Below are 16,309 nucleotides of genomic sequence, written 5' to 3'. Positions count from 1 at the left end.
TTATTTACCGGAGATGCGAGTGCTAACAGCGTCACTGGTACTGAGTTTGCTGACATCTTCAGCGGCGGCAGCGGTGCAGATCTTCTGACTGGCGGTGCTGGTGCGGATCTGTTTGTTTACAAAGCAGCAGGCGAAGGCGGCGATACGATTACTGACTTTACCTCTGGAACTGACAAATTCCAGTTTACCGCGAGCGCTTTCGGTAATTTGACTACGACTAACTTTGACGCTGTAAGTGGTTCCAATCCTGACATTACTGGCAAAGAGTTAGTAATTTTCACAGGCGGCAGTTATGCCTCTTTGGAAGCTGCACAAGCTAAAGCCCTGGGGAATTCTACAACTGCTGGTTTCTTCGCCTTTACGAATGCGTCGAACGAGACTGTGTTGTATTTTGACTCGAACGGTACCGCAGCGGGTGGTTCTACCTTAATTGCTAATTTGGGTACTGCTGCTAGCAATCTGGGAACGGCGGACTTTGTATTTACAGGTACGATCGCACCTTCTGCCGGTGGTACTACTACTAGCTCAGGCAGCGTTGCCGATTTAACTGCGGCTGGGAACACTTTCCCGATCGCCTTTAACAATTTCGGTTCTGGTGCTGGCGGTTACAACTTCACCTCTCCTGTGTTATTTACCGGAGATGCGAGTGCTAACAGCGTCACTGGTACTGAGTTTGCTGACATCTTCAGCGGCGGCAGCGGTGCCGACATTTTCGACGGCGGTTTGGGTAACGACAGCCTTTCCGGCGACGATGGTGATGACAGCCTCTTCGGCGATGGCGGTAGCGATACTCTCAACGGCGGCATCGGGAATGACGTTTTAATCGGTGGTGTGGGAACCAATGTTCTCAACGGCGGTGCTGGTTTGGATGTGTTTTTGTTCAGCGGAACTACTGCTGGCGGCGGGGATGTAATTACCAATTACAGCACTGCTGATGATCTAATTAACCTCGACAGGACTGGGTTTGCAGCCTTTACGACCGGATCTGGGCCTTTGGGTTCGAGTTTCTACGCTTACAGCAGTACAGTGTCTGATGTAACTGTGTTTGAAGCAACTTTAACCGGGCCGTCGATCATGGCTATCTACGACAGTTTGTCTGCGTCTACTAAGCTGTATTACGATAGCAACGGTTCTACGGTTGGTGGTAACAGTTTGTTTGCAACTGTCGATGTCAATTTGGGAAGTACCGGTAATTCTGAATTCTTCTTGCTCTAAACCGCAAGAATCCTAATCGGGATATCGGTACGGTTAGGGACACAGCAATGCTGTGTCCCTACAATACAGAGGTAAGGACATAGTAATACTGTGTCCTTTTTTTGTAATTGTTAAACAATTTAGTCGCTATTTTTTTGGTAGGGAAATGGCATTGCCGTGTCCTCTTTTGCGTTGTTGTCGATGGTTGGAGCCGATCGCACTCTGAGGGCAATTTCACCATCCAATCCGGTTGATTTTACCCGTTACCCAAAATCAGGACATGGCGCCGTGCCGTTTCCCTACAATTAATCGGCGCTGGTTAAATTTGTATTCATTAATCCCTCTCCTGTGCAAGTACAAACGGCCCTTTACTTTTTGATAGTAAATTGTCATAGCTTTAATTTTAGTCAACAGCTTTTTTAACAATTAAGCGCAACAGCTAATGATAAAAATTTATAGTTTAATGGTACGAGTGAAGCGGGCAATGCCCAGCCTACAAATAGAGTCCTCGATCGCCCAAATCTAAAATCTATGAGTGCCGACTTCTGTGCCCAAAATTCCTTGTCAGTCAGTTTCGCCGATGTGGAGGCGGCGGCAAATCGCTTGCAGGGCGCAGCTTTCAAGACGCCGGTGCTGACTTCGGAAACTTTCAACACACAGACGAATTCTCAGGTATTTTTCAAGTGCGAGAACTTTCAGCGCACGGGTTCGTTTAAATTTCGGGGTGCTTGCAATGCTTTGATGCAGCTATCTGAAGCCGAAAAACAGCGGGGAGTGTTGACTTTTTCTTCGGGAAATCACGCGCAGGCGATCGCCCTTGCCGCACGGTTGCTAGAAATTCCTGCTACTGTTGTCATGCCTGCTGATGCGCCAAAAGTCAAGCAAGAGGCGACTCGCGGCTACGGTGCAGAGATTATTTTGTACGATCGCACTCAAGTTTCCCGCGAAGAATTAGCAGCTAAAATTGCCGCAGAACGGCACTTGACTATTATTCCTCCTTATGATCATGCGCGGGTGATTGCGGGACAAGGTACGGCGGCGCTGGAATTAATCGCAGAAGTTGGGGAGTTGGATTTGCTGCTGGTTTGCTGTGGCGGCGGGGGTTTGCTTTCCGGGTGTGCGATCGCCGCAAAAACTTTGTCTCCGCAGTGTAAAGTAATAGGAGTAGAACCCGAGCAAGCAGACGATGCGGCGCGATCGTTCCGCACGAAAACGCTGCAAACTGTTACTAACCCGGATACGATTGCTGATGGTGCGCGCACGCCATCTTTGGGGAAATTAACCTTTCCTTTGGTGCTGCATTATGTTGATGATATGGCAACTGTTTCAGAAGAGGCTATTCGCAGCACAATGTTTTTTATGTGGGAACGTATGAAGATAGTTGTTGAACCGACAGGAGTGCTAGCGGCGGCGGCTTTGTTGTCAGGTGTTGTGAAAGCTGAAAATGCGAGAGTTGGGGTAATTGTCAGCGGGGGAAATGTCGATTTTAGTCATTAGTTATTGGATATCGGAATGATTTAACCGCAGAGAACGCAGAGAACACAGAGGGAGACAAGAGAGAGATGAATAATTCCGATGAAGAGCGGAATTGATATTATTAGTTAAGGAGCTTTGAGATGCTGCCATTAATCTTTGATACCTGCGTGCCCAGAGATGAGATTTTATCGGGAGACTTGTCTCTAGATTTATTTGCAGCAAAATTGCGGCTGGTAGTCGAAGGAACTGCACCTCAAGTTTATCAAGATGCTAATAAATTCTTTGCCAATACCTTCGCAACTGATGGCATTAAAACCCTAATCAGGGAAGTTTTCAGCCGCTTGATGAAGCAAAGCGCCGGGGCTGGGGTGGTTCGTTTGGAAACGAGTTTTGGGGGCGGCAAAACTCACGATGAAATTGCACTCTGGCATATCTGCAAGCAAGGGCGAGAAATTCACGGATTGGAACGCTTTACAGATATTAGTGTGATTCCCGATCGCCCTTTACAAGTTGCAGCGATCGACGGTCGAGATTTAGACCCAGAACAAGGAGTTTATCACTCGGACAGCGGCTTGACAACCTATACTCTTTGGGGCGAAATTGCCTACCAAATTGGCGGGATTGCAGGCTATCAGTTACTGCAAGGTAGCGACAAAAGCGGTGTCAGTCCCGGTACTTCCGTGTTAGAACGGTTGACGGGGGGACAGCCGACTGTGATTATTTTAGATGAAATTGCACGGTATTTGCGATCGGCAAAAGCGAAACAAATTGGCAGAAGCGATTTAGCCAAACAAGTGGTAGCTTTTCTATTTTCCTTGATGGATTTGGCGGCAGCCTGCGATAATTTAGTATTGGTTTATTCCCTCGCCTCGACAGCAGATACTTTTGCGGAAGAAACGGCAGAATTGCAAGAAACGATGCGCGCTTCTGCAAGACAAGAACGGGTTTTGAGCCCTTCTACAGATATCGAAATTTACAACATCGTCAAACAGCGCGTGTTTGCCAGAGTAAGCGAGGAAGCGGCGCAAAAAGCGGCATCGGAATATTTGGTGGCTTATCGCAATTGCCGCGTTAATTTGCCCGATGGGTGCAAAGATGCGTCATACTCAGAAGCGATCGCCCAAAGTTATCCGTTTCACCCGGAATTGTTCAATCTTCTTACTAAAAAAATTGCTTCTATTCCTGAATTCCAGAAGACGCGGGGGGCTTTGCGATTGTTCGCGCAAGTGGTGCGGCATTTGTGGGAAAATCGCGATGGTTGGGTATCGATGATTCACACGCATCATATTCCGGTGGGGATGGATGGCGAAATTACTAACGATCTTACTTCTCGGTTGCAACGATCGCCCTTGCGGAATGCGATCGGCGCTGATATCTACAATCCCGATGGTAGGCCGGCTTACGCACAATTGCAAGACGGGGAATGGATAGCAGCGGGAAAACCGCCGTTTTCTACTTGGGTAAGCAGAACAATATTTTTGCATTCTCTGACTCAGGGAAATTCTTCGGGAATTCGGCTGGCGGAGTTGAATTTGTCGCTGCTGACTCCGGGGGTTGACAGCGGTTTTGTCGATCGCGCTTTAGAAAGATTGACTAAGGTAGCCTGGTATTTAGACTCCGATCCGGTAACATCTTTAGCGAGGTTTAAAGAAGAACCTTCGATTAATAAAATTATCACCGAGGAGAAGGAACAAGTCGGGGTAATATTGGCGAAAGAAGATTTGAGAATTCGCCGGGATAGCATTTTTGCCAAGAAATTCTTTACCTTAGTTTCTAATATCGAAAGTCCCGGAAATGTAGACGATAACCCGGATGATGTGGCGTTGTGTGCGATCGACTTTGACGATGCGATGGTGAATGCTTCTACCGACGCAGCGCCGGAATTAATCGAGAGAATTTTCAACAATAGCGGCGAATCGGGGAAGTTTCGCACCTACCGAAATCGGTTGTTATTTTTGGTGGCAAATCGGCTAGAATTAGAAAACGCGATCGACAATGCCAGAGAATATAAAGCAATTCAAAATATTCTCAAAAGTCAGAACCGGATGGCAGATTTATCGGGAAGCCAGCAGAAGCAATTGAAGGAACGGGAAGGCGCAAAAGATATAGCTGTGAGAGTATCTTTGACTAATGCTTACCGCCATTTATTTTATCCGTCAAATGACCAAGTAAAAGCACCGAAAGGGTTGATGCACTACACTCTTACCGCGCAGGATGCGAGTATGGTGAAAGGCAAAAACAACCAGCAAGATGTGATTCTCAAAGCCCTCAAAGATTGTGGCAAGATTCGCGCCGAAGAAGCTAAACCTTTCGCCCCGGCTTTTATCTTGCAAAAAGTTTGGCCTGCGGGGTTGGATAGTTGGACAACGAAGGCGCTGCGCGATGCTTTTGCTAAGGATTTGAGTTTGAATATTCTCCTTGATGCGGAAGTTTCGATGCTGCGGGACACGATTCGCGAAGGTTTGAAAATGGGCAATTGGGATATGAAAGTCGGGGAGAGACTGTTTATCAAAACTGATGATAGCGTGTTGGCGCTGCCGGAGACGATCGAATTTAGCGATCGCGCCTCCCTCTACAGACGCGGCATTCTCGAACCTCCAGCGCCCAAAGAAGTGGAACTCAGCGCTCAATTGATGCCGAGTGCAGAACCGGCAAAACCCGTGCGCGTCAGGTGGAAAGCGAAAGGAGCACTGACGGTTAGTTTGTATCAAGATAATATTTTAGTTCCGGGAAATTTCCGCCCTTCCGATGAGTGTGAAATCACCATTGTTAATAACAGTATTTTTCGTGTGGTGGCCGATTACGGTAACGGGGAAACAGCAGAAAAAACAACCAATGTCAATCTAACTCCTCAAGTTCCTACCGTGGGAGAGATCAGAAATCCTCCTTATGTTGTGGAAGTGTTACAGCCGAGTTTGTGGGAGGCGAAACCGCCGATTATCGAAATTGACGGCACGATAAGTGCGGTATTTACGGGATTGGGCGATCGCATTAGCGACTACAAAGTGCAAGGCATCGAAGTGCTAGAATTGTCTGTGGATCAGGTAATGGATTATCGCAAATTGGGAACAGCAATTGCCCTATTGCAGCGGTGGCAACCGCAAATCGACCAAACCGCAACCATTCAAACCGGCGACCAATTTGTGCGGCTGGAATATCAAGGGGCGTTGCGGGGATTTCAGAGCTTTTTCTCGACTATCAACAGTTTGCTAAACAGTCCCGACGCGCAAGCTGATGTTAGTTTGAAAATCACCTTAGAATTCAAGCCAGCTTTGTCAGCAAATGCCTCGGATATTAGCAGTATAAAACAAACGCTCGATCGCAATCCAGTAGAACGTTTAAATTTAATGGCAAGAGTAGTATATTAAAATGTAGGGGCGGGTTTTACCAACCATCTACGCCTCAAATAAACTCTCTCATAAACCCGCCCCGCCCATAGACCATGCAAGAATTTCAGTTACGAGTTTTGCCTTTAGATCATAACAACTTCGCCTTGGAACTCTACCAATGTGCTTACAAGAAAGCCGGAGAGAAAAAACGTCCTGCTGCTAAAAAATTGGGGCGACTCAAAGGAAATGCCCTGGTTTTGGCGAGACAGACAATTTATGCAACTCTCAAAGCGAATAATTACGATCCTAAAACTTTATCTCAGCAGCGACAAACTCCTTATATATTATCAGAAGAATCTGGCGTAAGTTTGGCGATTTTATTTCAATCGCTGCAACCGCTATCGAAAACCGAACGAATTGCGAATATTGCCGAAGGGATTATGGCGATGAGTAATGAAGAGGCACATTATTGGTTTGGTAAAATTGCGAATGGCAATCGTTCAAATGCTTTGAAAGCTTTGCGAATTTTATTGGGAGATTAATCTGATGAAAGTAGCTGATTTGTCAAACGAAACTTTAGCCAATATTAAAACAGTGCGCTGGGATCGGATTATTGAGAAGCATGAAGGGCCCGCAAGATGGGAGTCTGAGTTTAGATACCGCGAACCGGAATTTATCGAAATTGAGGGGCGGTGGGTGTTATTGCCCGTTGAAGCATCTCGTCACCAAAATATCACGATTTTGCGGACGATTTGGAGTGCGGATGGTAACTCGCTAACTCTGTTTCTTAAGGATACAACTTTTGACGATGATATGTTTGTATCGGGATATATGGCTGTGTGCGATCGCCCAAAAGGACAAGAGTTTTTCTTAGCAGTATTGTACCACGAATGGTTTATCATTGAAAAGACCGAGGTATTTGAAGATTGAGCGAGAAATTTTTGGGATAATACCAATGCAAATTGCAGTTTGCAATCCCTTTAGAGGCGGGCTAGAAGCAACAACCCGGAGATCCCCCCTAGCCCCCCTTAAGAAGGGGGGGACTGGAAGCGTTCAAAGTCCCCCTTCTTAAGGGGGATTTAGGGGGATCGAGAATTGTGGCACATAACGAAAAATAAATAACAAATAACCCACAACCACCAACCAACAAAATCATGCGCCCTCACCTCTTCATCGAGAAAATCATGCCGGTGAATCTGCTAAACCAGCAGGTTTATTACGAACACGGTGGCAATCCATTTAAAGGATTGCATCGATGGTATTCGCGCAAACCTTTATCGTTTTCTCGCGCTTCGGTGTTGGGGTCGATTTTACCCGCAGATATCTCTTTAGAAGAATTTGAATATTTGCTGGGATTGGAACCGGGGAAGGAAATTAAACTCTACAAAACTCCCCCGTCTTCGGTACGAATTAAAAAGGTTCACGATTATTGCGAGAAGGTGTGGGGGAATCGCACGCCGACGATTTTAGATGCGTTTGCGGGTGGGGGAAGCATTCCGTTTGAGGCGGCGCGGTACGGGTTGAATGTGTTGGCGTCGGATCTCAATCCGGTGGCGGTGGTGACGATGAAGGCGGCTATGGAATATCCGCTGAAATTTGGCCCGGATTTGCAGGAGGATATTGATAAATGGGTGAAATGGGTGGGGGATGAAGCCGAGAAAAGATTAGCTGAATTTTTCCCATCTTTACCGGGGGAAACTGTGCAGAATTATTTGTGGGCGCATACGGTGGTTTGTCCGAGTTGTCAGTCGGTTGTGCCGTTGAGTCCGAATTGGTGGTTGAGTAAGACGAGTAATTATGCCGGGAAGGGACAAGCGAGAAAAGTTACGAGTGATTGGTATGCGGTGAAACCCATTCCTAACTTGGCACAGAAGCGGGTTGATTTTGAGTTGGTGAAGGGGAAGAAAGGCAAGGAATCGACGATTAAAACGGATGCGGGGGAGTACGATCCGAGTGTTTATAACACGATTAGCAGAGGCGTGGGTAAATGCCCGAATTGCGATACTGTGATTGAAGATGAAATTATAAAGGCTCAAGCTCAATCAGGACTTTTAGATCATCAGTTGTATGCAGTTGCTTATAAAAAAGGTAAAGGAAGTTTAGAATTTAGAATTTCCGAAAAACTTGATTTACAAGGATGGGAGTTAAGTCAAGAATTTTTAAAATATAATTACTCGGAATGGCAAATAAAAAATTTAATTCCCGTCGAATATATTATCAACGATCACGGTCAAATTCTTAACTATTGTCAGCAATGGTTTCAACTTTTTAATCCTCGTCAGTTGCTAACGCTTGTCACTTATATAGAAATTCTCAATGAAGCTAAGGCGGTGCTACAGGCTGAGTATGAATTGGAGAAAGTAGAGGCGATAAGCACTTATCTAGCTTTAGTATTGGATAGATGTGTTGATAAAAACTGTCGTCTTTGTATCTGGGATTCTGGAAGAAGTCACGCACAAAGAGCATCTACACAACACGCTTTAAATTTAACCTGGAATTATCCAGAAATAAGCGGGGCTGGTGAGTTATGGAATTCCTGTGCTGATGCTTTTGCGTCAGAATATAAAAGCCTCTGTGCTTTATTCGGCACAAAACCCCACTCAACCGGCCTCCCAGGAATCGAACAATACGACCCCAAAACCATCCAAATCAATGCCGCATCCGCTGATAGCCTCTACCACATTCCCGACAAATCCGTCGATGCCATTGTCAGCGATCCGCCTTATTATGGAACCGTTCCTTATGCAGATTTAGCCGACTTTTTTTATGTCTTCCAAAAACGAACTTTAGGCGATATTTTTCCCGAACTATTTGTTAATGAAATTTGCGATAGAGACAGAGAAGCAGTGGCCAATCCGTCGCGCTTCCGCAACATGGGCACATCCCCCGACGAACTCGCCAAACAAGATTACGAAGCAAAAATGGCGCTAGCTTTTAGCGAATATTACCGAGTTTTGCGCGAAGACGGCGTGATGACCGTCCAATTCAACCACAAAGAATCCGGCGCGTGGGACGTGCTCACAAAATCCCTCATCGATGCCGGTTTCGAGATTACCGCATCCTGGGCCGTCAGTACCGAAAACCCCCAAAACTTGCACCAAGCGCAGAAAAACTCCGTTTCCAGTACAGTTCTCCTCGTCTGTCGCAAACGTGATCCTAACGCCGCCCAAGCTTGGTGGGACGATTTGCGCCCGGAAGTCGCCAATCTCGTAGAACTTCGCGCCCCGGAATTTGAAGCCAACGACATCAAAGGAATCGACCTTTATTTAAGCGCCTTTGGCCCGGCTTTAAATGTGTTCAGCCGTTCCTATCCCATCCTCGACAGCAGCGGCGAAGAAGTGCGGCCGGAAGTTGCTTTTGCTGAAGCCAGAAAAGCCATTGCAAACTACCGATTCCGCAAACTTGCACAAACCGATACCGCCGGATTTGACGCCCTGACTCAATGGTATTTCCTCGCGTGGGATGCCTTTGGCGCCGTCGAGTTCCCCTTCGATGAAGCGCGACAACTCGCCCTCGCCGTCGGCGGTTTCGATGTCGTTGATTTAGCAAAAAAATACAAACTGATTGACTCGGTTAGCGGCACTTGCAAATTTTTGACACCGAAACAGCGGCTGAAAAAATCAGCTTTTTCGGCCAATCCGCAAGATTTTTCGCTGACATATTTAGTGGATGGATTGCACGCGATTATCGGTTTGTATCAAGAGGATGGAGATATTCAAATCGTGCGCGACTTTATGAAAAAAACCGCTTTGACGGATCACGATAATTTCATGCGGGCGATAGAGGTGGCGCTGAAAGTTATTCCCCGGATTGGGGATGAGAAGAAACGCATCCCGGAGGAGAAGGCTTTGTTGGATTTGTGGTTGGCGATGGATGAGATTAAGGCGAAGGTTGTTTATCAACAGATGGATATTCCGTTTGAGGGGCAGTTGAGTTTGTTTTAGGTTAGGTGGTTGAAACAATGAGAAGAGATCCCCCCTAACCCCCCTTAATAAGGGGGGACAAGAGTTTAATTCAATTAGAGAAGAGATCCCCCCTAGCCCCCCTTAAGAAGGGGGGGACTGGAAGTGTTCAAAGTCCCCCTTCTTAAGGGGGATTTAGGGGGATCGAAGATTAGGGCACATAACAAATAACCAATAACAAATTACTAATAACTATTATGCCGGATGTTTATGTTATCGGAGGTTGTAATGGTTCGGGAAAGACAACTACGGCGATGCAGTTGTTGCCGCATTTTCTCAATGTGTTTGAGTATGTCAATGCTGATGAAATAGCTGTTGGGCTTTCACCTTTCAATCCCGAATCTGTGGCGATTCAAGCGGGGCGATTGATGCTGCAACGGTTAGACGCGCTATCAAATGCCGGTGCTGATTTTGCTTTTGAGACAACTCTCGCCTCTCGCAATTATGTCCGGTTTTTGCGGAAGTGTAAAATAAAAGGTTATACTGTTAATTTAATTTATTTTTGGTTGCAAAGCCCGGAATTAGCGGTTTATCGGGTGCGGCGTCGGGTAGAAAGTGGGGGGCATAATATTCCTGAAGATGTGATTCGCCGCCGCTATGAAAGAGGGAGGAAAAATTTATTAGAATTGTATTTACCTTTAAGTGATATGTGGGTTAGTTATGATAATTCTAATCCAATTCCTGAATTGATTGCCGAATGCCCTTTAAATTCTAATCCGATAATTTATCAGTCCCAGATTTGGAATACAATTACTCAGGAGGATTAATCCGATGACTCAAACAAATCAGAAATTGTCCGATCGAATCGATGCTGGTGTTAAAATGGCGATCGCACAGGCGATCGAGAAACACCGCAAACTCGGACAATCTATTAGTATTTGGCAGGATGGAAAAGTCGTGACACTTTCGGCTGATGAGATTCCCCCTTTGCGTAAGTCTTGATTAAAATAAGTTTGTAGTTGCCCGCGCTACGATCCGGGCGGCGCTGAAGCGCAACTACGAACCTTAAAGAATAACTAATAACATGAATTTAACAGATTATGCTTGGCGGATTAGCTATTCTAGCAACGAAAATAACCCGATCGCCGATTTCTACATTCCCGCGCTAGAATGTGCTCTACAGTACGATCGTAAATCCGGCTTTTTCAACAGCGCTATCCTCAGTAAAGTCGCGCAGGGATTGGGTGCGATGCTGCACAATCAAGGGCGGATGCGGTTAATCATGGGCTGTCAATTCAGCCCGCAAGATTTGCAAGCCATCCAACAAGGTTACGCCCTGCGAGATGCAGTTACTATCCGCCTCGATACCGATTTACAGCCGCCCAAAACCTTCGCGCAACTCAAACATTTTGAAATCCTCAGTTGGCTGATTCAAAACAGTTATCTCGATATTAAAATTGCCGTTCCCCTCAAATCTAATGGCTTACCAGTCGATACTGAAAGTTTACTCGATCGGCAGCATATTTTTCATGAAAAAGTCGGCATTTTTACCGACAGCAAGGGCGCACAATTAGCTTTTAGCGGTTCCAATAACGAATCTCTCAGCGGTTGGGAAAGCAACGTTGAATCTTTCCACGTTTATTGTGCTTGGGAAGGCGGCAGAGATGCGGAACGAGTTTCTGAAGAAATTTTTCGGTTTGAACAGTTGTGGAACAATTTATCGCCGAATGTGCGCGTTTTTGAAGTGCCGGAAGCGGTGAAAAATAAGCTACTCAGCTATGCGCCTAGCAGTAAGCCTGTGTGGAATCGGGAGGAAGGTTCGGCAACGGATTTTGTAACGGATGTAACGGATGAGGGAGGTTCGGCAACGGATTTTGTAACGGATGTAGCGGATGTAACGGATGTTAGGAGTCGGGATTTAGGAGGAGGAGTTGGGGATGCTGAATTATCCCTAGATTATGCTAAATTTGAACCGCTTCTCAACTTGTACGCTTCACCAAGTTGTCTCGATTATTGTTTGAAATCAATTCCGATCGCACCTTGGCCGCATCAGATTAAGATATTGCGTAGAGTGGCGGCAAATTTCCCGAAAAGTTTCTTAATTGCGGATGAAGTTGGATTGGGGAAAACCATCGAAACTGGGTTGATTCTGCGTTACTTGCTTGTCAGTAAAAAAGTCAAACGTGTGTTAATTTTAGCACCCGCCAGCATTCAGCCGCAATGGCACGAAGAATTGCGCGAAAAATTCAATTTGCACTTTTGGAGTTACAACAAAGGTGAATTAAAAAATTCGTATGGGGAGAAAAGTCAGTCAGGGGAAGAAAATATTTGGAATTCCCAAAATCTGATTTTAGCATCATCTCATTTAGTCCGTCGGAGCGATCGTACCAAAGAACTCCTAGACGCCAAACCGTGGGATTTGGTGATTCTGGATGAAGCGCATCACGCCCGCCGCCAAAGCCCGCAAAACCGCAAGGAAACTCCGAATCGCTTGCTACAGTTAATGCAGCAGTTGCGAGAAAAAAGTCGATCGCTATTGTTATTATCCGCCACGCCGATGCAGATTGACGCGATCGAAGTTTTCGATTTATTGCACCTTCTAGGACTCCGGGGACATTGGTCTTATGGTGAGAATTTCTGCAATTATTTTAGCACGCTGTCGGAAAAGCCCGATCGCCAAACCTTGAATTTTTGGCAGCAGATGTCTGTGGATTACTTCCAGCAAGGGGGTTCGCCCTGTACTCGGTTGCAGGAATATTTACAGAAGGGCGATCGGCTACTATATTATAAGTTGCGCGATGTGTGGGAAAAAAACCAGCGAGTCAACCCAAAACAAGTTGTGGAAGACACGGATTTTATCGCCGCTTCCCGCCAATATTTGACAGTGAATACTCCCCTCAAAGATTTGATGTTTCGCCACACCCGCGACACCTTGCGCCAATACTATCAGCGCGGATTGTTGGATCGCGATATTCCCCACCGCGCCGTCAGAGACAATGCGATTACTTTAGAAAATAACCGCGAAGTCCCGCTTTATCTCGCCGTCAGCAATTACGTGCGCCACTTTTACAATCTCGCGCAAAAAGACAACCGCAAAGCGTTAGGTTTTTTGATGACTCTTTACCGCAAACGCCTGACAAGTTCGTTTTATGCCATCCGCGAATCTTTACAGCGTCGCCTCGAAGGAATTAGCATTACTGAAGATGATTTTCAGGATTTAGATGATGCGGATGATGTGATTTTGGAAGGGATGGAATCTTATTTTGAACCAGCCGATCCTGAAGAAATTAAATATTTAGAAGATTTACTGTATCAGTTCGAGAATACAGGCGAAGATAGCAAGCTTTCGCATTTTATCACAATTTTGCGTCAAGAACTAATCCAGCGCGAAAGTGCGATCGTCTTCACGCAATACACCGACACAATGGACTATCTCAGAACTGCTTTACAACAATTATATGGTGCTCAGATTGCTTGCTATTCCGGGCGCGGCGGAGAATTGTATCAAAATGGAGAATGGCGAACTTTTCCGAAAGAACAAATTAAAACCCAATTCCGACACGGAATCATCAAAATTTTACTTTGTACCGAATCCGCATCGGAAGGGCTAAATTTGCAAACTTGCGGCGTTTTAATCAACTATGATATGCCTTGGAATCCCATGCGTGTAGAACAGCGAATCGGCCGACTCGATCGCATCGGCCAGATTTATGATACCGTAAGAATACACAATTTTTACTATGACGGAACAGTAGAGGCGAAGGTTTACAAGAAATTGCGCGATCGCATCGATGCTTTTCAAACCGTAGTCGGCAATTTGCAACCGATTCTCGCGAGAGTTCCCACTTTCATCGAACAAGCTGTAATGAGTGCAGATCCCGAAGAAGAGGGCGTTTTGTTGGGAGAGTTCGATCGCATTTTAGACGCGCCGCCTTTGCGCCTTGCCCTCGATGAAATGGTAGCGATGGATGTAGAATCAGATTTGCAAGAAATCCGTCAACCTTTGCCGCCGACTTCTCTGTTTCCTGAAACCATCGAAAATTTGTTTGTCAATTCTGTGATTTTAAAGCAGATTGGCGCTACATTCGATCGTTCGGAAAATCGCACTTGGCAGCTTAACTATAAAAGTCGCGGTTATTATATCACATTTTACCCGGATATCTTTGAGGAAAATGCTTCACTGCAATTGATGAGTTTTGGCAATCCGTTGTTTGAAGAAATGCTAAGTGCGATCGCCCTTATGTCAAACTGTGCTTAATCGAATATGTTTAGCCTGTTTCACGAGTTTACGCTATAGCAACCTTCTCGGCCGTTAAGACATTAATGATTTCTTCCACCCTTAATAGTTAAGCATCCTTATCCTGACTCCTGACTCCTGACTCCTGCTATACTTTCAGCAGTGCTAGAGTTTGGTGCTCAACTTTGGCACTTTAGGACTAAACTACTTTTTATGACGATCGTCCTTTTTATTTAATTTGCACAATGTCTTCAGAAACAAACTCAGCGGCTCAATCTACAACTGGTGCAGATGCGATCGATGTTGCGATCGCCTCTGGGATCGACTTTGACGGTACTCCGATTCCGCAAGCAAAATTAGACCTCTACAAGCAAGTGATGGGCTTAGAAGCCGGCAGACAGCGCAGTGGCGTGTCAAATACAATGCGATCGCGCATTGTCCGAATCGGTGTCAAACATCTGCCTCAAAACGAGCTCGATAAAATGCTCCTCGATGCCGGCTTTGCACCGCTTAAAGAGAAAGAAATTGCTTTTTATTACGGCGGTAAGTAGATAGTATTTATCCTATTTTTCCAAACTCTTGTGGGGTGGGCATCTTGCCCGCCCAAAAGCTTAAATTTTAATGCTAAAAAACTTACTCACTCCGGTTTCAAAGTGCGTTCCATCAGCGATAAAACGGCTTGTTCTGGAGTAATTTCACTATTTAATAAGCGATAAACTTGACGAGATACAGGAACTTCAATGCCGCGTTGAGTAGCCAAATCAATCAACACATTAGTAGTATTAACACCCTCAGCAGTGCTCTGCAATTCGTACAAAATTTGCTCCAAAGATTTGCCTTTAGCTAATCCGAAACCAACCCGATAATTGCGCGATAAAGGACTGTTGCAAGTAGCGAGCAAATCTCCCAAACCAGACAAACCGTAAAAAGTTTCTGCGCGAGCTCCCAAACGAACTCCTACCCGAATCATTTCCGGCAAAGCGCGAGTCAGCAAAGCAGATTTAGCATTAGTTCCTAATTGTAAACCGTCGCAAACACCAGCGGCGATCGCAAATACATTTTTCAAAGTTCCACCTAACTCAGTCCCCAGCGGGTCTTCATTCACATAAACCCGAAAAATATCAGAACTGTAAATATTTTGGACTTGTGTGGCCGCCGCTAAATCCGAACTCGCCGCTACCGTTGCAGCCGGCAATCCCTGCTGAACTTCTTCGGAAAGATTAGGGCCAGAAAGTACCACTATTGAATTGTTAGGAAAGGCATTTTGCCAAATTTGAGATGGAGTGCGCGTACTCGCGGGGTCTAAACCTTTGGTGACGGTAACTATAATTGTACTCGGACTTAACTCTAAAGCCAAAAGTCGATCGACTGTTGCTCCAACTCCTTTCATCGAAACTGCCGAAACAACAACATCCGCACCTGTTATAACTGATTCTAGATTAAAAGAACTGCTGCGCGACCACAAATTAACTCGAGATCCTTTTTTGCCTCCCAGATTTGCCAGTGCCGAACCCCAAGCACCTCCGCCTAATATTGTCAAGTTTGGCATAGAATTTAGTTTAATGAATTTAACCGCAGATTAACACAGATAAATTACAGATAAATCATAGCAATCAATCTGCGTTAATCCGCGTGCATCTGCGGTTAAAAAATCCTCAACCTACAAACGCGGCCGCAATCCATAATGACGGTAACGCCAATAATCGCGCAAAATGCGATCGTGATCGAAACATAATTGCTGGGGAATCTGCCAAGATTCAAAAATCTGTAAATTTTTAGCATCGTCGGCGGCTTGAGGTTCGCCCGTTGCAGAAGCCAAAAATACAATACTGATAGTGTGTTCGCGGGCGTCGCGATTTGGGTCAGAATAAACGTAAAATTGCTCGATTAATTCTACATTCAAGCTTGTTTCTTCTAAAGCTTCGCGTTTTGCCGCCGTTTCTACCGCTTCCCCGTAATCGACAAAACCGCCGGGAAGTGCCCAGCCGTAGGGAATATTGCGGCGTTCGATGAGTATGATAGGCCGATGGGGGCGATCGGCTAACTCGATGATAATATCAACTGTAGGAGCAGGATTTCGGTAAGTCATTTGTAAAGGAAGAAGCAAGGCACGACACGAATTTTGACACGGATACACGGATTAATTTCAACTGGTTCGGAGTTCCTTCTTC

The 16,309-nt window shown here is 45.7% G+C and carries 12 protein-coding genes; 10 read left to right on the top strand and 2 right to left on the bottom strand.

Going from position 1 to position 16,309, the window contains the following annotated elements; all coding sequences use genetic code 11:
* From QUA47_RS10905 to QUA47_RS10860, 10 genes are all read left to right on the top strand, one after another.
* On the top strand, window positions 1-1,215 hold a 1,215-nt coding region (locus tag QUA47_RS10905), incomplete at its 5' end, for a calcium-binding protein (RefSeq protein WP_333430754.1).
* A 510-nt stretch (window positions 1,216-1,725) separates the two neighbouring features.
* Window positions 1,726-2,691, top strand: coding sequence for a threo-3-hydroxy-L-aspartate ammonia-lyase (locus QUA47_RS10900; RefSeq protein ID WP_333430753.1), 966 nt, complete (start codon window positions 1,726-1,728; stop codon window positions 2,689-2,691).
* A gap of 119 nt (window positions 2,692-2,810) precedes the next feature.
* Window positions 2,811-6,038, top strand: coding sequence for a DUF499 domain-containing protein (locus QUA47_RS10895; RefSeq protein WP_333430752.1), 3,228 nt, complete (start codon window positions 2,811-2,813; stop codon window positions 6,036-6,038).
* A gap of 74 nt (window positions 6,039-6,112) precedes the next feature.
* Window positions 6,113-6,541 (top strand): DUF7680 family protein, encoded by a 429-nt coding sequence (locus QUA47_RS10890; RefSeq protein WP_333287418.1) that lies wholly within the window; start codon window positions 6,113-6,115, stop codon window positions 6,539-6,541.
* Window positions 6,542-6,545: 4 nt separating this feature from the next.
* A complete protein-coding gene (locus tag QUA47_RS10885; protein WP_333430751.1) occupies window positions 6,546-6,929 on the top strand; it encodes a hypothetical protein in 384 nt (127 codons plus the stop codon).
* A 224-nt stretch (window positions 6,930-7,153) separates the two neighbouring features.
* The gene (locus QUA47_RS10880; RefSeq protein WP_333430750.1) at window positions 7,154-9,943 is read left to right on the top strand and encodes a DUF1156 domain-containing protein; all 2,790 of its coding nucleotides are present in this window, start codon (window positions 7,154-7,156) and stop codon (window positions 9,941-9,943) included.
* Window positions 9,944-10,158: 215 nt separating this feature from the next.
* Entirely contained in the window at window positions 10,159-10,728 is a 570-nt protein-coding gene (locus QUA47_RS10875) for a zeta toxin family protein (protein WP_333430749.1), read from the top strand.
* A 4-nt stretch (window positions 10,729-10,732) separates the two neighbouring features.
* Window positions 10,733-10,903, top strand: a complete 171-nt coding sequence (locus QUA47_RS10870) for a hypothetical protein (protein ID WP_333430748.1) — start codon at window positions 10,733-10,735, stop codon at window positions 10,901-10,903.
* Window positions 10,904-10,985: 82 nt separating this feature from the next.
* A complete protein-coding gene (locus QUA47_RS10865) occupies window positions 10,986-14,159 on the top strand; it encodes an SNF2-related protein (RefSeq protein ID WP_333430747.1) in 3,174 nt (1,057 codons plus the stop codon).
* A gap of 224 nt (window positions 14,160-14,383) precedes the next feature.
* Complete coding sequence (locus QUA47_RS10860; protein ID WP_333430746.1) at window positions 14,384-14,689, top strand: small RNA NsiR4-regulated ssr1528 family protein; 306 nt, start codon at window positions 14,384-14,386, stop codon at window positions 14,687-14,689.
* 86 nt (window positions 14,690-14,775) lie between these two features.
* On the opposite strand, the gene QUA47_RS10855 is transcribed toward QUA47_RS10860, so the two are convergent.
* Together QUA47_RS10855 and QUA47_RS10850 are read right to left on the bottom strand one after the other, a co-directional pair.
* Complete coding sequence (locus QUA47_RS10855; RefSeq protein WP_333430745.1) at window positions 14,776-15,687, bottom strand: NAD(P)H-dependent glycerol-3-phosphate dehydrogenase; 912 nt, start codon at window positions 15,685-15,687, stop codon at window positions 14,776-14,778.
* Window positions 15,688-15,798: 111 nt separating this feature from the next.
* Window positions 15,799-16,227: an NUDIX hydrolase gene (locus tag QUA47_RS10850; protein WP_333217268.1), complete on the bottom strand. Its 429-nt coding sequence runs from the start codon at window positions 16,225-16,227 to the stop codon at window positions 15,799-15,801.
* Window positions 16,228-16,309 lie beyond the last annotated feature (82 nt).

Source organism: Microcoleus sp. MON2_D5 (assembly GCF_036701905.1).
Classification (GTDB): domain Bacteria; phylum Cyanobacteriota; class Cyanobacteriia; order Cyanobacteriales; family Microcoleaceae; genus Microcoleus.
This window is presented reverse-complemented; position numbering and strand designations above follow the sequence as displayed.